The 17,859-nt window shown below is 64.9% G+C and carries 20 protein-coding genes and 1 tRNA gene; 1 reads left to right on the forward strand and 20 read right to left on the reverse strand.

Annotation, left to right across the window (positions count from 1 at the left end; translation table 11 throughout):
• Nucleotides 1-32: 32 nt before the first annotated feature.
• The 8 genes from Q8Q53_RS08775 to Q8Q53_RS08810 form a co-directional block, all read right to left on the reverse strand.
• Nucleotides 33-692, reverse strand: a complete 660-nt coding sequence (locus tag Q8Q53_RS08775) for a tetratricopeptide repeat protein (protein ID WP_305701389.1) — start codon at nt 690-692, stop codon at nt 33-35.
• A complete protein-coding gene (locus Q8Q53_RS08780; RefSeq protein ID WP_305701390.1) occupies nt 692-1,114 on the reverse strand; it encodes a cytochrome c-type biogenesis protein in 423 nt (140 codons plus the stop codon). Before Q8Q53_RS08780 ends, Q8Q53_RS08775 begins: the two co-directional genes overlap by 1 nt.
• Entirely contained in the window at nt 1,111-1,674 is a 564-nt protein-coding gene (locus tag Q8Q53_RS08785) for a DsbE family thiol:disulfide interchange protein (RefSeq protein ID WP_305701391.1), read from the reverse strand. Before Q8Q53_RS08785 ends, Q8Q53_RS08780 begins: the two co-directional genes overlap by 4 nt.
• Complete coding sequence (locus tag Q8Q53_RS08790; RefSeq protein WP_305701392.1) at nt 1,671-3,614, reverse strand: heme lyase CcmF/NrfE family subunit; 1,944 nt, start codon at nt 3,612-3,614, stop codon at nt 1,671-1,673. The genes Q8Q53_RS08785 and Q8Q53_RS08790 overlap by 4 nt, the downstream gene beginning before the upstream one ends.
• On the reverse strand, nt 3,611-4,069 hold the full coding sequence (ccmE, locus tag Q8Q53_RS08795) for a cytochrome c maturation protein CcmE (RefSeq protein WP_305701393.1): 459 nt from the start codon (nt 4,067-4,069) through the stop codon (nt 3,611-3,613). Before ccmE ends, Q8Q53_RS08790 begins: the two co-directional genes overlap by 4 nt.
• A complete protein-coding gene (gene ccmD, locus Q8Q53_RS08800; protein ID WP_305701394.1) occupies nt 4,066-4,206 on the reverse strand; it encodes a heme exporter protein CcmD in 141 nt (46 codons plus the stop codon). Before ccmD ends, ccmE begins: the two co-directional genes overlap by 4 nt.
• On the reverse strand, nt 4,199-4,930 hold the full coding sequence (gene ccmC / locus Q8Q53_RS08805) for a heme ABC transporter permease CcmC (RefSeq protein ID WP_305701395.1): 732 nt from the start codon (nt 4,928-4,930) through the stop codon (nt 4,199-4,201). The genes ccmD and ccmC overlap by 8 nt, the downstream gene beginning before the upstream one ends.
• A 179-nt stretch (nt 4,931-5,109) precedes the next feature.
• Nucleotides 5,110-5,186: transfer RNA gene (locus Q8Q53_RS08810), tRNA-His, on the reverse strand.
• A gap of 313 nt (nt 5,187-5,499) precedes the next feature.
• On the opposite strand from Q8Q53_RS08810, the gene Q8Q53_RS08815 reads away from it, so the two are divergent.
• Nucleotides 5,500-5,781, forward strand: coding sequence for a PilZ domain-containing protein (locus Q8Q53_RS08815; RefSeq protein WP_305701396.1), 282 nt, complete (start codon nt 5,500-5,502; stop codon nt 5,779-5,781).
• An 89-nt stretch (nt 5,782-5,870) separates the two neighbouring features.
• Here Q8Q53_RS08815 and rpmE read toward each other — a convergent pair whose 3' ends face one another.
• The 12 genes from rpmE to rpsB all read right to left on the reverse strand — a co-directional run bounded on the left by rpmE (nt 5,871) and on the right by rpsB (nt 17,725).
• Nucleotides 5,871-6,095 carry a 50S ribosomal protein L31 gene (rpmE, locus tag Q8Q53_RS08820; RefSeq protein ID WP_305701397.1) on the reverse strand — a complete coding sequence of 75 codons (225 nt, stop codon included), beginning with the start codon at nt 6,093-6,095 and terminating at the stop codon, nt 5,871-5,873.
• Nucleotides 6,096-6,189: 94 nt separating this feature from the next.
• Nucleotides 6,190-6,675, reverse strand: coding sequence for a 3-hydroxyacyl-ACP dehydratase FabZ (fabZ, locus tag Q8Q53_RS08825; protein ID WP_305701398.1), 486 nt, complete (start codon nt 6,673-6,675; stop codon nt 6,190-6,192).
• Between the two features lie 21 nt (nt 6,676-6,696).
• Nucleotides 6,697-7,443, reverse strand: a complete 747-nt coding sequence (locus Q8Q53_RS08830) for an OmpH family outer membrane protein (protein ID WP_305701399.1) — start codon at nt 7,441-7,443, stop codon at nt 6,697-6,699.
• On the reverse strand, nt 7,443-10,133 hold the full coding sequence (bamA, locus tag Q8Q53_RS08835; RefSeq protein ID WP_305701400.1) for an outer membrane protein assembly factor BamA: 2,691 nt from the start codon (nt 10,131-10,133) through the stop codon (nt 7,443-7,445). Before bamA ends, Q8Q53_RS08830 begins: the two co-directional genes overlap by 1 nt.
• A 177-nt stretch (nt 10,134-10,310) precedes the next feature.
• Nucleotides 10,311-11,426 carry an RIP metalloprotease RseP gene (rseP, locus tag Q8Q53_RS08840; protein WP_305701401.1) on the reverse strand — a complete coding sequence of 372 codons (1,116 nt, stop codon included), beginning with the start codon at nt 11,424-11,426 and terminating at the stop codon, nt 10,311-10,313.
• A gap of 1 nt (nt 11,427) precedes the next feature.
• A complete protein-coding gene (locus Q8Q53_RS08845) occupies nt 11,428-12,579 on the reverse strand; it encodes a 1-deoxy-D-xylulose-5-phosphate reductoisomerase (RefSeq protein WP_305701402.1) in 1,152 nt (383 codons plus the stop codon).
• A 4-nt stretch (nt 12,580-12,583) separates the two neighbouring features.
• Nucleotides 12,584-13,348 (reverse strand): phosphatidate cytidylyltransferase, encoded by a 765-nt coding sequence (locus tag Q8Q53_RS08850; RefSeq protein WP_305701403.1) that lies wholly within the window; start codon nt 13,346-13,348, stop codon nt 12,584-12,586.
• A gap of 246 nt (nt 13,349-13,594) precedes the next feature.
• Nucleotides 13,595-14,281: a polyprenyl diphosphate synthase gene (gene uppS / locus Q8Q53_RS08855; protein WP_305701404.1), complete on the reverse strand. Its 687-nt coding sequence runs from the start codon at nt 14,279-14,281 to the stop codon at nt 13,595-13,597.
• Between the two features lie 139 nt (nt 14,282-14,420).
• On the reverse strand, nt 14,421-14,978 hold the full coding sequence (gene frr / locus Q8Q53_RS08860; RefSeq protein WP_305701405.1) for a ribosome recycling factor: 558 nt from the start codon (nt 14,976-14,978) through the stop codon (nt 14,421-14,423).
• 3 nt (nt 14,979-14,981) lie between these two features.
• The gene (pyrH, locus tag Q8Q53_RS08865; RefSeq protein ID WP_305701406.1) at nt 14,982-15,704 is read right to left on the reverse strand and encodes a UMP kinase; all 723 of its coding nucleotides are present in this window, start codon (nt 15,702-15,704) and stop codon (nt 14,982-14,984) included.
• Between the two features lie 163 nt (nt 15,705-15,867).
• Nucleotides 15,868-16,794 (reverse strand): translation elongation factor Ts, encoded by a 927-nt coding sequence (tsf, locus tag Q8Q53_RS08870; RefSeq protein ID WP_305701407.1) that lies wholly within the window; start codon nt 16,792-16,794, stop codon nt 15,868-15,870.
• Between the two features lie 100 nt (nt 16,795-16,894).
• Nucleotides 16,895-17,725, reverse strand: a complete 831-nt coding sequence (gene rpsB, locus Q8Q53_RS08875) for a 30S ribosomal protein S2 (RefSeq protein WP_305701408.1) — start codon at nt 17,723-17,725, stop codon at nt 16,895-16,897.
• Nucleotides 17,726-17,859: the final 134 nt, after the last annotated feature.

The following is a 17,859-nucleotide window of genomic DNA, read 5'->3' on the forward strand; positions in this document are numbered from 1 at the left end:
CAAACGAAAGCGCAGCCCGGTGGAGCAGCCCCTCAGCGAGCCGCCGGGGCAGCGGCGGCGGGCTTGTCCTGCGCGGCGATAAACGCATCGAGCCGTACCAGCCGATCGACCAGATCGGCGCGCCACGGCGCATCCTTGGGGGCGCGGACCAGCAAATCGGCCCACAGCGCGCGGCCTTCCGCGAACCGGCCGTTCTGCGCCAGCGCCAGTCCCTGAAAGAACGCCGGCCCCGGATGCTGCGGATCGGCGGCGGCGGCGCGGGAATAGGCATAAAGCGCCGCAGGTGACAGCACGCCTTCGGTATGGCCCATCAGGTAATTGCCAAGCGCCAGCCAGGCGTCGGCGTTCTTCGGATCCTTCTCGATCGCGCCGAGCACGACCCCGGCGGCATCGCTGTACTGGCCGTTGCGGGCCAGTGCATCGCTGATCATCACCCAGCTGCTGGCGTTGGCAGCGCCGTCGCGGGCCAGTTCCTGGCGCGCCGCAACCAGCGCCGCTGCGCCTTCGCGCGTTTGCGCGGCTGGCAGCTTCGGCGCGCCGGGCTGCGCCGGGCTGCCTTGCAGCGCATAGCCCGCAACCCCCAGCATCAGCGCCGCGCCAATCGCTTCCCAGCCCTTGCGCGGAGCCTTGAATCCCCACACCAGCGCCGCGAACACCAGCGCGGCGAGCGCGCCAACCAGAACCCAGCCCATCACGCGCTCCTTGTCGTCAGGCGCCGCCGCAGCACCACCCCTATCACCAGCACCAGCAGCACGGGAATGGCAAACAGCGGCCAGGTCAGCGCGTTCACCACCGGCGCATAGCTGACATAATCACCATAACTTTCAATCAGTTGCGCGCGGATTGCTTCCGGCTCAACCCCGGCCTCGATCCGCACGCGGACCTGATGGCGCATGTCCCCGGCAATCGGCGCGTCGGAATCGGTGATCGACTGGCCCTGGCATTGCAGGCAGCGGAGTGTCTGCATCAGCGCGTGGGCCTTGGCCTCCTGCGCGGGATCAGCCAGCTGCCGATAGGCATAGGGCGCGGGCGGCAGCTTGTCCTGTGCCGCCAGCGGCAACGCCGACGGCAGGGCCAGCACAACGGCAAGCGCGATCAAAAGGAACCGGATCATCGCCCCGCCTCCTTCATTTTCTCAAGGATTACAGGCACATGCTCAGGGCGGATTTCGCCGATGTGCTGATACCGGATCACGCCCTTGCCATCGATTACAAAGCTTTCCGGCACGCCGGATGACCCAATCGCGAACTGGATCGCGCTGACGTTGTCCGCACCGATCCGGGCGAACGGATTGCCGTGGCGGGCCAGAAATGCCTCCACATCCTCGCGCTGGTCGCGGATCGCGACGCCGTCAATCTGCACCCCGGCCTGCTTCAGCGCCAGCAATTGCGGGGCTTCCACCGCGCAGGGGATGCACCAGCTGGCGAAGATATTGAGCAGCCGCGGCTGGCCGGTGGCCATGTCGGCGCGGGCGAACCCGGGGCGGTCCGCGACGGCCGGTTGCAGCGAAAACTCCGGCATGGGCTTGCCAATCATCTTGCTGCGCACTTCGCGCTCGGCGGGGCGGAGCAGCCCGAACAGGACCAGCACCACAAAGCCACCGAACAGCACCAGCGGCAACCACAGCGCCCAGCGCGGAGCCTTGGGCGGCACAGACGGGACCGGATCGTTCATCGGCCCTGCCTGAGCTTGCGATAGGCGATCTTGTCGCGCGCAATCCCCCGGCGCAGGTCGCTCAGCACCCGGCCGATCAGCGCGAGCAGGCCGCCCAGTGCAATCAGGATGCCGCCATACCAGATCATCGTCACGAACGGCTTCCACCACAGCCGCAACTGCCAGCGCCCGTCCTCACCGCGCTCACCCAGCACGGCGTAAAGCTGGCCGTTCCAGCGCGTTTCCAGCGCGGATTCGCTGGTCTGCTGCGGCGGGGTCCAGAAGCTGCGCGACTGGGGCTGCAATTTGACGGCCGATCCGCCGTCATAGCGCGCCGACAGCGTCGCCTGCAAAGCCGTCCAGTTCGGTCCGGCGACCGGCTCGATCACGACCAGGTCGATCTGCCATGGGCCGACCGCCACGGTATCGCCTTCGCGCAGGGCGACCAGTTTTTCGGTGGTATAGGCGCTGTCGCAGGCCATCCCGAACAGCGACACCGCAACACCAAAGTGCGCCACCACCATGCCCCACAGCGGCAGTTTCACCTGACGCAGCTTGCGCCCGCGCAGCGGCAGGAACGCGGCGACCACCAGCCCGGCTGCCAGCGCAATACCCAGCAGCGGCAGCACCGCGACGCCCTGCATCGCCAGCACGATCCCGGCGATCAGCATCAGCACGAGCGGCACGATCACGCTCAGCCGGACGCGCGCCAGCGAATCGCGCCGCCAGCGCAGCAACGGGCCGATCCCCATCACCACCAGCATTGGCACCACAAATACCGCGCCCATCGGGTTGAAATAGGGCGGGCCGACCGAAACTTGCGCGCCAAACGCTTCGGCCAGCAGCGGATAGAGCGTCCCCAGCAGGACAATCCCCAGGATGGCCGACAGCATCACGTTGTTGAACACCAGCGCGCCTTCACGGCTGGTCATCGCAAAGCGTTCGCCCTCGGTCACGGTCCCGGCGCGCAGGCCGAACAGCGCCAGCGCACCGCCGATGTTGATCAGCAGCAGCGCCAGGATGAAACTGCCGCGCTCCGGATCGACCGCAAAGGCGTGGACGCTGGTCAGGATGCCGGAGCGGACCAGGAACGTCCCCACCATCGACATCGAGAACGCCACCACCGCCAGCATCATGGTCCATGTCCGCAGCGCGTTGCGCGCCGCCAGCACGCTGACCGAATGGAGCAGCGCCGTCGCCGCGAGCCACGGCATCAGCGAGGCGTTTTCAACCGGGTCCCAGAACCACCAGCCGCCCCAGCCCAACTCGTAATAGGCCCAGTAAGACCCCGCCACGATCCCCAGCGTCAGGAAAACCCATGACCCCAGCACCCAGGGCCGCATCGTGCGGGCGAACGCCGGACCAACTTCGCGCGTAATCAGCGCCCCGATCGCAAAGCTGAACGCCACCGACAGTCCGACATAGCCGATATACAGCGTGGGCGGATGGAACGCGAGGCCGGGGTCCTGGAGCAGCGGGTTCAGCCCCTGCCCTTCGGGTGCAGCGGGATTGAGCCGCTCAAACGGATTGGAGGACAGCAGCAGGAAGGCATAGAACCCCAGGCTGACAAACGCCTGCCCGGCCAGCGTCGCCAGCATCGTCCGTTCGGGCAAGCGGCGCTCCACCAGCGCCACGGTGCTGCCCGCCAGCCCCATGATCGTGACCCACAGCAGCATCGAGCCTTCGTGGTTCCCCCACGCCCCCGCCAGCTTGTAGAGCATCGGTTTGGCCGAATGCGAATTGGCCGCCACCAGTTTCACCGACAGGTCGGTCTGCCAGAACAGCGCCATCAGCGCGGCGAACGAGAGCAGCGTCAGCACACCCTGCACCACCGCCACGGGGCGCACGATCGTGCCCAGCACCGCGCCGCGCGCCGTCAGCCCCAGCGCACCCGCGACGAGTTGCAGCGCGGCCAGCGCCGCCGCCAGCCACAGCGCGGCCAGGCCCAGTTCCGCGATCATTGCGTTTCCGCCACGGCGGCGCGCGCCTGTGCTTCGGTCATGTCCTTCATCTCACGCGGCACGTATTTTTCGTCATGCTTGGCCAGCAGGTTGTCGGCCACGAACGTGCCGTTCGCAGCCAGCTTGCCTTCAGCCACCACGCCGGAATTTTCCTGGAACAGGTCAGGGGCGAGGCCCTTGAACGACACCGGCACACGCTCCTTGCCGTCGCCGACCACGAACTGGATCGTCACGCCGTCCGCCGCGGTCCGGATTGATCCGGCTTCAACCATGCCGCCGAGTCGCACCGCCCGATCTGGCTCTGGCGGATTGGCCATCATGTCGGCCGGGACATAGAAATACGACGCCTGATTGCGCAGTGCCCACGCCGCCAGCAGCCCCGCGCCAATCAGCGCGATCAGCGCGATCAGCACCAGCACGAGCCGCTGATGCTTGGGCTTCACGAATTCACTCATTGCTCACGGCTCCGGTCACGGCGGGCTTCAGCGCGGCGCATTCCCCACCACGACCACGCGACCAGCCCTACGGTGCCGATCACGCCCATCGCATAGGCCGCATAAACGAATGGCCAGTGGTCCAGCCCCTCACGCATCGACCGCCTCCATCGCGCGGCGGCGCAGACGGGCTTCGGCCTGATTGTTGGCCAGGATCATCCGCATCCGCGCCAGCACCACGCCGCCGAACAGCAATGAGAAGCCGACCGTCGCGGCCAGCAGCACCCAGAGAAACTCCGGGGCCATTTCCGATTTGCCCAGCGTGATGCTGGGCGGCTGGTGCAGGCTGTTCCACCACAGCACCGAATAATGGATGATCGGAATATTCACCGCGCCGACCAGCCCGAAAATTGCCGGAATGCGCGACTGGCCGTCCCCGTCCTTGCTCGCCGCGTCGGCCAGCGCCAGATAGGACAGATAAAGGAAGAACAGCACCAGCATGCTGGTCAGCCGCCCGTCCCAGACCCACCATGTGCCCCACGCCGGACGGCCCCAGACCGAACCGGTGACCAGACACAGCAGCGCAAAGAATGCCCCCGGCACCGCCGCAGCGCGCGCGCCGATTCCTGCCAGCGGATGGCGCCAGACCAGTTCGACAATGCTGGCAACGGCAATCGCGGTCCAGCCGCCCATCCCCAGCCAGGCAGCGGGAACATGAACGAACAGGATCCGGACGCTATCGCCCTGCAACCGTTCGGCCGGGGCCTGAAACAGCCCCCACCACAACGCGGCGGCCGCAATCAGTCCCCCAATGACCAGCAACGGGGCGGTCAGTGGCCGGGCAAGGCGAAGGAATCGAGCAGGATTTGCGAAGGCGTGCATGGGTGCCATCAAGCGAGTTCCCGCGCCCTTTGGCACCGCTTCGCGAGCGGGGCAAGGCAATTGCGCGCGCGCCTCTGCGAACGGTCATCGCGGATCGGCGAACAGCCCGCAAAGCGGCGCGCCCGGCGCTGACGGTCCGGCGACTGGTGGGCAAGTGTGCAGGGGGTGCTGATCAGGAATGGGGCGACCGATGGGGTTCGAACCCACGACCTCCGGTACCACAAACCGGCGCTCTAACCAACTGAGCTACGGTCGCCACATTCTGAAAGGCCTGCTGCGAAACGCGGGTCAGGCCGTGCAACGGACCAGCAGCAAGCCGCGTTCCGTGCAGGCGCGGCCTTTTGCATAGGCGGGGCGCTATGGGAAGCAAAAATTGCGCACGCCGGGTGGCGAAATGCTGCACGGCGCGGCAGCGCGCCATGCTGACGATTCTTTTGCGCGCCCACCCCCGCACTGGCAAATCCTTAACCATCGCGCCTTACTCACTCAGGGAACACACCGATAGAGTCGTTGCCAACATGACAGCAAAAATCCTCGAACAACAACGTCTTGCTCCCACCAACCGGCCGTTGACGCGCAGGGCGTCACGCCGTCCGGCGCGCGGCACGGTGGCGGTGCGATCATCCCACGGTGACCGGACCCGCGCCGAACTGCACGACTTTTCCGCATTCGGCTGCAACATCGTCAGCGATGCCACGTGGTTGCGGATCGGATCGTTCATCACCCTGACGCTGAGCGAGGATAGTACCACGCAGGCCATCGTCCGCTGGGTGCGGAGCGGATCGTGCGGCGTCGAGTTTCTGCGCCCGCTGCCCTATGCGGATGCCGAACTGCTCGCCGCGCAGTTCTGAGGCTGCGGGGACGTCCTGCGCGACCTTCGGAAAACGAAAAAGGGCGGCCAACTGGCCGCCCTTTTTGCATTCTGGCAGGTTGCCGCCGCTCACTTCTTGAGCGTGAGGCCACCGAAGCGCTTGTTGAACTGGGCAACGCGGCCGCCCTGATCGAGCTGGCGGGTGCCGCCGGTCCATGCCGGGTGCGACGTCGGATCGATTTCCAGCGCGAGCGTCTCGCCTTCCTTGCCCCAGGTGGAGCGGGTTTCGAACACGGTGCCGTCGGTCATCTGCACCTTGATCATGTGGTAATCGGGATGGATATCGGCCTTCATGGTTCAACTCTTTCGCTAGGGCCGGTTCCGACCGGCCTGAAAAGGAAGCGGCGCGGATAACCGCGCGGCTCGGATTTGTCCAGTCCTAAGCTGATCAGGCGTCCGCGATCATGGCGGTGAACTGCACGTCGCAGGTCACCTTGCCTTCGATCGAGGCCTTGCCCCAGAACTTGCAGACCCGCGACCGCTTCTGGATGAAGCCGACTTCAAGGTCGAGCAGCACACCCGGTTCAACCGGCGCGCGAAACTTCGCCTCGTCGATCGACATGAAATAGACCAGCTTGCCCGACCCGGCCAGGTCCAGCGATTCGATCGCCAGGATCGCGGCCGTCTGCGCCAGCGCCTCGATCTGCAAGACGCCCGGCATGATCGGCCGGCCGGGGAAATGGCCCTGAAAGAACTGTTCGTTGAAGGTCACTGCCTTCACCGCGTGGATGCTTTCACCCACGACCATCGCCTTGACCCGGTCCACCAGCAAGAGCGGATAGCGGTGCGGCAGCGCGCTCAGGATCTTGCGGATATCATAGCCCAGCACGGCGGCCGAAGCCGCCGTGCTGTCTGCTGAAGTGGTCTCGCTCATCGCTGCCCCCAACGACTTCGCTTAGCGGCCTTCGGGCTGCGGACCGGCCGGGGTCACCGGACGCGGAGCCGGAGCTGCGCCGCCCTGGGCCGCAGCCGCCTGGGCAGCCTGCTGGGCGCGCGCTTCACGCACCTGGCGCGGTTCCCAGCCGGTCGGCGGGACGAGCTGTGCGGAGGGGACCAGCAGGTTCAGTTCGGCCACGATCTCGTCGGTCAGGTCATAGCTGACCGAGCGCGCGATAACAGCGTTGGGCTGAAGCAGCAGCGAAACGTTGTACTTGGTCATCGCCTGCTGCACCGCCTGGTCCAGCTTGGCTTCGATCTGTTCAGCCACATAGGCTTCCGACAGGGCCACCGGCATCAACTGCTGCTGGATTTCCTGCTTGCCGCGTTCCTGCAGTTCCTGAAGGACGCGCGCCTGCTGCTGCAAGGCGGGGACGTTGGGCTTGGCAGCCTGACGATCCGCTTCGAACTTGGCAACCAGCGGCTTGAGCTGGTTTTCCAGCGCCTGACCGCGCGCGTTGGCGCCATCGAAGTTCGGCTTGTAGGTCACGGGACGCTGCTGTTCGGCAACGCGGAAGGCATTGGTGCCGGCAATCGCGGCGTCAAGGCTGGCAACGGCGATGCCCTGCACGGCGACCGGGCCTGCGGCTGCGGCGACCGGGGCGGCATCGCCCTTTTTCTTGTCCTTGGCGGCCAGGGCCGGCTGGGCAGTCGCGACGGCGAGAAGAAGGCCGGCGACCAGCGCGGGCTTGCTGAACTTGGTCATCAGAATTGGGTTCCTACGTTGAATGTAAAGCTCTTGGTGTCATCCCCAGGGCGCTTCAGCAGCACTTTGGCAAAGTCGATCCGGAACGGGCCGAACGGTGAATTCCAGTTCACCCCGATCCCCACCGACACACGCGGCTTGGCCGAATCGCCGACATAGATTTCCTGGAACGGCGAAACGCTGTTGCCCAGCGCGGTGTTGGCAGCGCTGCTCAGGCACGCTGGCGGAGCTGGGTTGGTCGGACTGGTCACCTGCGACGTTGTGGTGGCGTTGCAGCTGGCATCCACGGCATCGATCTGAAGATACAGCGCGTTGCCGGCCGTATCGCGCGACGGGATGAAAATGCCGTTCGGGAACGGGCTGGATTGCAGCACCGGACGACGCACGCCCCAGACCGAACCGATATCCAGGAACACCGACGGACGCAGGCCCATTTCGCGCGCACCGGACCCCAGCGGGATTTCCAGTTCGAAGTGCGACAGGTAATAATATTTGCCGCCCAGCGCATCATCGACCACCTGGTTGCGGTCGGTGACGACCACCGGGTTGCCCGCGCCGTCATCGACAATCGGCTGGCGGATCACGCGCGGACCGACGCCGCGAATATCGAAGCCGCGCATTTCCGGCTCACCCAGATAGAACCGGTCGGTCAGGCGGACATCATCGATCCCCAGCGCGGCACTGCCACGGTTTTCCAGCGACTTGATCGCCCCGGCCTCACCCCGGATCGAGAAGATGAAGCCCTTGCCCAGCGGCCAGTACTGCGACGCGTTGGCACGCACCCGCGCGTATTTGACCGACCCGCCCAGCCCCGCGAATTCGGCCGTCACCGAAGCTGCCCGGCCGCGCGTCGGGCGCATCCGGTTGTCCAGCTTGTCATAGATCAGCGACATCCCCAGGATCGAGCTGGTCCGCTTGCCCAGCGCTTCGCACAGATACCGGCCAGCCAGCAGCGAATCGCACTCATTCAGGGTGGGATTGACGCGGTTGGTGAAGAACTGGTTCTTGTCGAGCGAGATGTCGTCGATGTTGAACGTATAGCTGCCGACGGCAGAGATATACTCGGTCACCGGGATGCCCGCGCGGATCTGAAGCCCGGTGGTGGCCTGCTTGTACGTCGTGTTGCGCGAATTGTTCAGGTAGTTGAACGAGTTGTAATCGCGGCGATAGACGTTGACGCCCAGCGAGATGTTGCGATCGAACACATAGGGTTCGGTAAAGCTGACTTCGGCGCTTTTCGAATAGTTCGAATAGGACAGCGACAGCCCGATCGTCTGCCCGCGACCACGGAAGTTGCGCTGCTGGATCGAGCCCTGGAAGATCAGCTTTTCAAGGCTGGAATACCCCGCCGAGAGCTGCAATTCGCCGGTCGGCTTTTCCTCGACATTGGCTTCCAGCACGATCCGGTCGGGCGCGCTGCCCGGCTTCTGTTCAACTTCGAACTTTTCCTGGAAATAGCCCAGCGAGTTGATGCGGTTGGTCGAGCGCTTGACCTGGAGCGAGTTGAACGCGTCCCCTTCGGCCAGGCGGAATTCGCGGCGGATCACCTTGTCCTGGGTCAGCGTGTTGCCGTTGACGTCGATCTTTTCGACATAGACGCGCGGCGCTTCGGCGATCTGGAAGGTGATCCCCATCGTCAGATCGTCCTTGCTACGGTCATAGCTCGGGCGGATATCGGCGAAGGCATAGCCGAACGTGCCGGCGGTTTCGTTCAGCTTGTCGATCGTGTCCTCGACCAGCTTGGCGTTATACCAATCGCCTTTCTTCATCGGCAACTGGCTGGCCAGACGATCGCCGTCGAAGTCACGCAGCTGGCTTTCCACCTTCACGTCGGCAAATTTGTAGCGCTGTCCTTCCTCGACCACATAGGTCAGGATGAAGTCCTTCTTGTCCGGCGTCAGCTCGGCCACGGCCGACACGATGCGGAAATCGGCGTAGCCCTGGGTCAGGTAATACTGGCGCAGCTTCTGCTGGTCGAACGCCATCCGGTCCGGGTCATAGCTGGTGCCGGAACTGAAAATGCGGGTCAGCCCGGTTTCCTTGGTGACCATTTCGTCCTTCAGGTCACCATCCTTGAAGTTTTCGTTCCCGATGATGTTGATCTTGCGGACCTTGGACTTCGGGCCTTCGCTGATCTCATAGACGATATCGACGCGGTTCTGCTCCAGCTGCACCATCTTGGGTTCAACCAGCGCGGCAAACCGGCCCTGCCGCTTGTACAGTTCAATGATCCGCGCGACATCGGCGCGGACCTTGGACCGGGTGAAGATCTGGCGCGGGGACAGCTTGATCTCGGGGAGGATCTTCTCCTGCTTCAGGCGCTTGTTCCCTTCCAGGATAATCCGGTTGATCACCGGGTTTTCCTTGACCTGGATGGTCACCGCGCCGCTGTTGTTGCTGATCTGGACGTCAGAGAACAACTCGGTCGCGAACAGGTCCTTCAGCGCCATGTCGGCGGCGACCTGGGTATAGGGCTGGCCCAGCCGCAGCTTGATGTAGGACCGGATCGTATCCGGTTCCAGCCGCTGCGAACCGATCACGCTGATCGACGTGATCGTCTGCACCGCTTCAGGCGCTTCGGCGGCTGCCGGAGTGGTATCGGTCTGGGCCAGCGCTGCGGTGGGCAGTCCAGCCAGAACGGTAGTTCCCAGCAAAGCCGCAGCAAGGCGGAATTTGGCGGTGCAGTGCATAGGGCGTTGGTCTTTCGGCACGGCTGTTCCTGTCAATTGTGCAATTCACCTGCCGCCCACCCCCGTGCGGGGCGTCAGGCGCACTGCAGACATGTCGCCGCCCTCTGCCCGATGCGTCACCGCCAATCAAGCAGGGTTGGCCAAACCGTCCGCAGTTAATTTCCCATCCAGTTCCGCCTACCTGCCGAAAATCGGCAGCGAGGCGATGTCATTCAGCGTCACGAACAGCATCAGCGCCAGCACAAAAGCCAGTCCGGTGCGGAACGCCCATTCCTGACTGCGCGCACCCAGTGGCTTACGGCGGACTGCTTCCGCGGCGTAGAAAACCAGGTGCCCACCGTCGAGTGTCGGGATTGGCAGCAGGTTGATGAATGCCAAGTTAATTGAAATCAGCGCCGCGAACGACACGAATTCCAGCCAGCCCAAAGACAACCGCTCGCCCGAATACTTGGCGATCTTGATCGGCCCGCCCAGTTCCTCGACCGAACGTTGCCCGGTGATGATCTGGCGCAGCCCTTCGACCATCGTCCGCATGATCCCGATCGACTGGTCGAACCCGGTCGCCACCGCGCCGACCGGCCCGACCGGTTCGAACTTCACGCCCGCCGAGCGCACGCCCAGCAGCCCGCGCCGCAATTCGTTGCCGAACTGGTCGAACTGCACATCGGTCAGCAGCTTGATTGGCACCGATGTTTCGCGGCCAGCGCGTTCATAGGTGACCGTCACGGTCTTGCCGGGGTTCAGCGTCACGCGTTCGGCAATGTCGAAAAACGTCTCGATCCGGTTGCCGTCGATGGCGACGATCCGGTCGCCTTCTTTCAGTCCGGCCACTTTCGCGGGCGAATTGTCCGAAAAGCCGCCCACTTCCGGGCTGGCCGTGGGCACACCATAGGCCATGTTGAACGCGGCAAAGATTGCCACGGCGACAAACAGGTTCATCAGCGGCCCGGCCAGCACGATCAGGCTGCGCTGCCACAGCTTTGCGCCCTGAAACGTCCCGCGCAGCTCCTCGCGGCTGGCTTCGGCCAGCGCCGGATCAGGCACGGAGGCCGCGTTCATGTCGCCCGCGAACTGGACATAGCCGCCCAGTGGCAGCGCGCAGAGCTTCCAGCGAGTGCCGCGCTTGTCGGTCCACCCGGCCAGTTCCTTGCCGAACCCGACCGCAAAGGCATCGGCGCGTACGCCGAACAGGCGCCCGACCAGATAGTGGCCCAGCTCGTGCAACACCACCAGCGGCCCCAGCACCAGCAGGAACGCGCCAATCATCATCAGCACCGACGGGGAATTGTCCAACTTACAGCGACTCCAGCAATTCGCGCGACCGCACCCGCGCCTGCGCATCGACCGCGATCACCGCGTCGAGCGTCGTGGGTGCCTCAGGAGCATAGCGCTCCAGCATCCGTTCGACCAATACGGCGATCTGGGTGAACCCGATCTGACCAGCCAGAAACGCCGCCACCGCGATTTCGTTCGCGGCGTTGAGCACGGCCGGGGCCGCGCCGCCCGCCTCAGCCGCCTGCCGCGCCAGCCGGGTGGCGGGAAACCGCACTTCATCGGGCGCGCGGAAGGTCAGCTCGCCAATCGCGGCCAGATCCAGCGGCGCGCAGGGCGTGCCCATCCGCGCGGGCCAGGCCAGCGAGGAGGCAATCGGCACGCGCATGTCCGACGGCCCCAGCTGCGCCAGGGTCGATCCATCACGGTATTCGACCATCGAATGGATCACCGATTGCGGATGGACGATGATCCGCAGCCGCTCCAGCCCGACCGGGAACAAGTGCCACGCCTCAATCAGTTCAAGCCCCTTGTTGAACATCGTCGCGCTGTCGACGCTGATCTTCGCGCCCATGTCCCAGTTGGGATGCTTGATCGCCTGCGCCGGGGTGGCGGTGTGCAGCTGTTCCAGCGTCCAGTCGCGGAACGGCCCGCCGCTGGCGGTCAGCGTGATCCAGCGGACATCGGCCAGATCATTGCCGTGCAGGCACTGGAAGATCGCGTTGTGTTCGGAATCGACCGGCAGCAGCGTCGCGCCAGTGCGCGCGACGGCAGCAAGCATCACATCCCCGGCGGACACCAGCGCTTCCTTGTTGGCCAGCGCCACGGTCTTGCCGCACTCGATCGCGGCCATCGTCGGGGCCAGCCCCGCGCAGCCGACAATCGCCGCCACGGTCAGGTCCGCGCCGCGCGCCGCCGCCTCGACCAGCGCTGCGGCCCCGCCTGCCGCCGCGATGCCGCTGCCCGCCAGCGCCTCGCGCAGCGCAGGCAAGCTGGCCTCGTCCGCCACGACCGCGATTTCCGCTCCGAATTCGCGCGCCAGCCGGGCCAGATCGGCGGCGTTGCCATTGGCCGTCAGCGCCAGCACCCGCCAGTCATCCGGCGCGCGCCGGATCAGGTCGAGCGTCGATGCGCCGATCGAACCGGTTGCGCCCAGGACCGAGATCGTCCGCACCGGGTCAGCCCCCCGCCAGGCCCAGCGCCGAGGCAAGCGCCAGCGCGAACAGCACTGCCAGCAGCCCGTCGACCCGGTCGAACAGCCCGCCATGGCCGGGGATCAGTCGCCCGGAATCCTTCACGCCCGCGCGGCGCTTCATCCAGCTTTCAAAGAAATCACCGGCTTGCGCGATCACGGCCACAGCTGGCCCCGCCATGATGATCAGCGGCCACGGGATCAGCAGTTCCGGCGCGGCCGAAGTTACCGTGACACCGTTCACCGTGGTCACCGCCAGATCGTCCGGCCCCAGCCCGCCCGCGAACTTCCAGCTCAGCCAATAGGCCAGCGCCATGCCCCCGCCCGCACCGACCATCCCGCCCAGCAGGCCGGACCAGGTCTTGGACGGGCTGATCGCAGGCGCGATCTTTGGCCCGCCAATAGTCCGCCCGGCAAAGTAGGCGCCGATATCGGTGCCGATCACGGCCAGCACCACGACCAGCACGGTCGCGACGCCATATTCGCCCAGCCGCAGCCCGAACAGCATCAGCGCGGCCATGCCGATGTAGACCAATCCGCCCAGCAGCCACGCGGCCAGCGCAGAGCGGGTTTTTGCCAGCGCCCGGGCCAGAGCGACGTATTCCCACATCGTGCCCAGCGCGACCAGCGCCACAAATCCGGCCCAGACCGTTCCGCCCAGCCACAGCGCCGCGCCCGCCACCGCGATCATCACCACGGCCGACGCCGCGCGGACCGGCAGGTCGGAGGTTTTTGCTGGCACCTCAATCATGCATTCGGCCCTGACCTTGTTGCGTCACCCTGAACTTGGTTGGCGCTTATCCCCTTCGCCACCGTAAAGTCTAAACCGTCATGCTGAACTTGTTTCAGCATCCATTTCTCGGCCCGCACTGTCCGTGCAGGAGGTGAGATGGACCCTGAAACAAGTTCAGGGTGACGCAGGTGCTGGGCCCGTATGTAAACGGGATAAGCGCCAACCAAGTTCAGGGTGACGGGAATTGCCGGGCTTGAGCCAAACTCAACGGCCGCCATAGCGCCGCTCCCGGTTGGCGAATTGCGCCAGCGCTTCTTGCAAGTGCGCAGGCTTGAAATCAGGCCACAACACGTCGGTAAACCACAGTTCGGCATAGGCCGCCTGCCACAGCAGGAAGTTCGACAGCCGCACTTCGCCCGAGGTGCGGATCAGCAGGTCAAGCGGCGGCAGGCCCGCAGTATCGAGTTCCGCCTCAATGCTTTCGGGCGTGACCGCCCCCTTGGCCGCAGCCTGTGCGGCGGCGCGGGCGATTTCATCCTGCGCGCCGTAATTCAGCGCGATGACCAGCGTGGTGCCATCGTTGTGCGCGGTTTTCGCCAGCGCATCCTCGATCAGCGCGACCAGATCGGGGGCCAGCGCCTGATAATTGCCGATGATCCGCAGCCGCACGTTGTTGGCCACGAATTCGTCAAGATCGGCAATGATATAGCGCCGCAGCAAGCCCATCAGCGCCGAGACTTCATCTTCCGGCCGCCGCCAGTTCTCGGTGCTGAAGGCGTAAAGCGTCAGTGCTTCCAGCCCCATTTCCCGCGCCGCGCGGACCAGTTCGCGCACGGCCTCGACGCCGCGCTGGTGGCCGACCACGCGCGGCAGGTGGCGCTGTTTCGCCCAGCGCCCGTTGCCATCCATGATGATCGCGACGTGACGCGCGAGCGGAGCGTCTGCGCTCAAAGCCCCCTCCTCTTCAGAGGAGGGGGTTGGGGGTGGTGATCACCGGGCGCAAGATCGCTACGCGAACAAGGCTGCGCCTTGCCACCACCCCTGCACCCCTCCTCTGAAGAGGAGGGGAAACTGTAGGCAGCACCGGGCCTCACTTGCCCAGGATTTCCTTTTCCTTGGCCGCAGCGGCTTCGTCGCACGCCTTGATCTGCTCGTCGGTGATCTTCTGGACGTCGGTTTCGGCGCGCTTGCGCTCGTCTTCCGAGATTTCCTTCTTGGCCTCGTCCGCCTTCAGCGCTTCCATCCCGTCGCGGCGCACGTTGCGGATCGCGATGCGGGCGTTTTCGGCATACTTGCTGGCCAGCTTGGCCAGTTCCTTGCGGCGTTCCTCGGTCAGATCGGGGATCGGCAGGCGAATGTTGTTGCCGTCGTTGATCGGGTTCAGCCCCAGCCCGGCCGAGCGGATCGCCTTTTCAACGGGCGTCACGTTCGACTTGTCCCAGACCTGCACCGACAGCAGGCGCGGTTCGGGCGCAGACACGGTGGCCACCTGGTTCAGCGGCATCTGCGCGCCGTATACGTCAACCGTGATCGGATCGAGCAGCGCGGTATTCGCGCGGCCGGTGCGAAGGCCCGAAAGATCGCCCTTCAGCGATTCCACCGCACCCTTCATGCGGCGTTCCAGATCGGCCTTGTCATACTTGGCCATGGCTCAGTTTCCTTTTGTCACGATGGTCTGCGTCCCCTCGCCCCGCAGCACCTGGGCCAGATTGCCCTGCTCACGGATCGAGAAGACGACGATGGGAATGGAATTGTCACGGCACAGCGCCACGGCACTGGCATCCATGACTTTCAGGTTCTGCGCCAGAACCGTGTCGTAATCGACTGTATCATAACGGATTGCGTTCGGATTGGTCTTGGGATCGGAATCATAGACCCCGTCAACGCTGGTGCCCTTGAGCAGCGCGTCGCACTTCATTTCCGCCGCGCGCAGTGCTGCGCCGCTGTCGGTCGTGAAGTACGGTGCGCCCACGCCCGCGGCAAAGATCACCACGCGGCCCTTTTCCAGATGCCGTTCGGCGCGGCGGCGGATCACCGGCTCGCAGACCTTGTCCATCTCGATCGCGGATTGCACACGGGTCGGCACGCCCAGCTGTTCCAGCGCGTTCTGCATCGCCAGTGCATTCATCACCGTGGCGAGCATGCCCATGTAGTCCGCCTGCGCCCGGTCCATCCCCTTGGCCGCACCGGCCATCCCGCGAAAGATGTTGCCGCCGCCGATCACCAGGCAGATTTCAAGGCCCGTTTCCTTCGCCGTCTTCACTTCCTGCGCCAGTTCGGCGACGAATTCGGGGTCGATCCCGAACTGCTGGCTGCCCATCAGGACTTCGCCGGACAGCTTGAGCAGGACGCGCTTGAAAGGAGGCAGGCTCATGGGGTCTGTGATCGCTCTCGCAAAGGTTTGTGGGGCCTTATACCGATGGTCCGACAATGCCAAGAACCGCACCGGAAATTGATGAGAAAAGGGCGCGAAGCTCTCGCCCCGCGCCCCTTTTCCCAAAACCCTCACCCCTCCATTCCGGAGAGGAGCAGGCTCATCAGTTCAGACCGGCAGCCGCCGCGACTTCCGCCGCGAAATCGGTTTCGGCCTTTTCGATGCCTTCGCCCAGCTGGAAGCGGACGTAGTCCTTCAGGACGATCTTGGTGCCGGCAGCCTTGCCAGCGGCTTCGACGACCTGAGCGACCGGGGTCTTGTTGTCCATCACGAACACCTGGCTGAGCAGGGCGTTTTCCTTGGCATACTTGGCCACGGCGCCATCAACCATCTTGGCCTGCACTTCGGCGGGCTTGCCGCTTTCGGCAGCCTTTTCAGCCGCGATCTTGCGTTCGCGGGCGATCAGGTCGGCGTCGAGATCATCAGCGGTCAGCGCCAGCGGGAAGGCAGCGGCGATGTGCATCGCGATCTGCTTGCCCAGCGGTTCCAGCACGTCGGCGCCGGCTTCGGATTCCAGCGCAACCAGCACGCCGATCTTGCCGAGGTTCGGCGCGGCGGCGTTGTGCATGTACGGCACGACCAGACCGCCGCTTACGGCAACCGTCTTCATGCGGCGGACCTGCTGGTTTTCACCGATCGTCGCGACGTTGCTGGTCAGCGTGTCAGCCACGGTGCCGCCGCCCGGATAAGCCGCAGCCTTCAGCGCTTCGACGTCGTCCGAAGCCGCGCCCAGCGCCACTGCGGTGGTCTTGCGCACGAAATCCTGGAACTGTTCGTTCTTGGCCACGAAGTCCGTTTCCGAGTTCACTTCAACGGCAACGCCCTTGGTCCCGGTCACGGCCACGCCAACCAGCCCTTCGGCGGCGGTGCGGCTGGACTTCTTGGCAACAGCGGCCAGACCCTTGGCGCGCAGCGCGTCAACGGCGGCCTCCATGTCGCCGCCGGTTTCGTCCAGGGCCTTCTTGCAGTCCATCATGCCCGCGCCGGTGCGCTCGCGCAGGTTCTTCACGTCAGTGGCGGTGTAAGCCATTGCGATGATCCTTCTTTGTCTAATGGTGTTACGCGCCGGGCCATTGGACCCGGCGCGCTACCGATTTGTGACGGCCGGCCGTCCGGCCAGCCGAAAAGGCTTATTCGGCCGCTGCTTCAACCGCAGCAGTTTCATCCGCAGCGGATTCAACCGCAGCGACTTCAACCGCCGGGGCTTCAAGCACGACGGCTTCTTCGGCCACCGGTTCAGCCATCGCGCCGATGTCGGCACCCGAATTGACCACGGCTTCACGGCCACCCTTCTGGGCAGCGGTGGCAACCGCTTCGCAATACAGGCGGATGGCGCGGCTGGCGTCATCGTTGGCGGGAATCGGGAACGTGATGCCATCGGGCGAGACGTTCGAATCGAGGATCGCCACGACCGGAATACCCAGCACGTTGGCTTCCTTGATCGCCAGTTCTTCCTTGTTGGCGTCAATCACGAACATCACGTCCGGAATGCCGCCCATGTCGCGGATGCCGCCCAGCGAAAGTTCGAACTTGTCGCGTTCGCGGGTCAGCTGAAGGACTTCCTTCTTGGTCAGACCGGCGGTGTCACCAGCGAGCTGTTCTTCCAGCGCCTTGAAGCGCTTGATCGAGCCGGAAATGGTCTTCCAGTTGGTGAGCATGCCGCCCAGCCAGCGGTGGTTGACATAGTGCTGACCGCAAGCGCGCGCGGCGTCGGCGATCGGGTCCTGCGCCTGGCGCTTGGTGCCGACGAACAGCACTTTGCCGCCGCGCTGCACGGTGGCCGACACGAAATCGAGCGCACGGGCGAACAGCGGCACGGTTTGCGACAGGTCAAGGATGTGGATGCCGTTGCGGGCGCCGAAGATATACGGCTTCATCCGCGGGTTCCAGCGGTGGGTCTGGTGGCCGAAGTGGGCCCCGGCTTCTACGAGCTGATTCATCGTGACGACAGGTGCCGCCATAGGTAATTCCTTTCCGGTTTGAACCTCTGGAAAGCGGGAACCGTGCGGCATGCCCGCTGCGGAACCGGTTTGGGTGCTTCCCATGTGGATTTGCCTGCGCTGCGGACCCGCACGATGCGAATCCGGTGTCAGAC

Origin of the sequence: Novosphingobium sp. (genome assembly GCF_030699305.1) — a bacterium.
Classification (GTDB): domain Bacteria; phylum Pseudomonadota; class Alphaproteobacteria; order Sphingomonadales; family Sphingomonadaceae; genus Novosphingobium.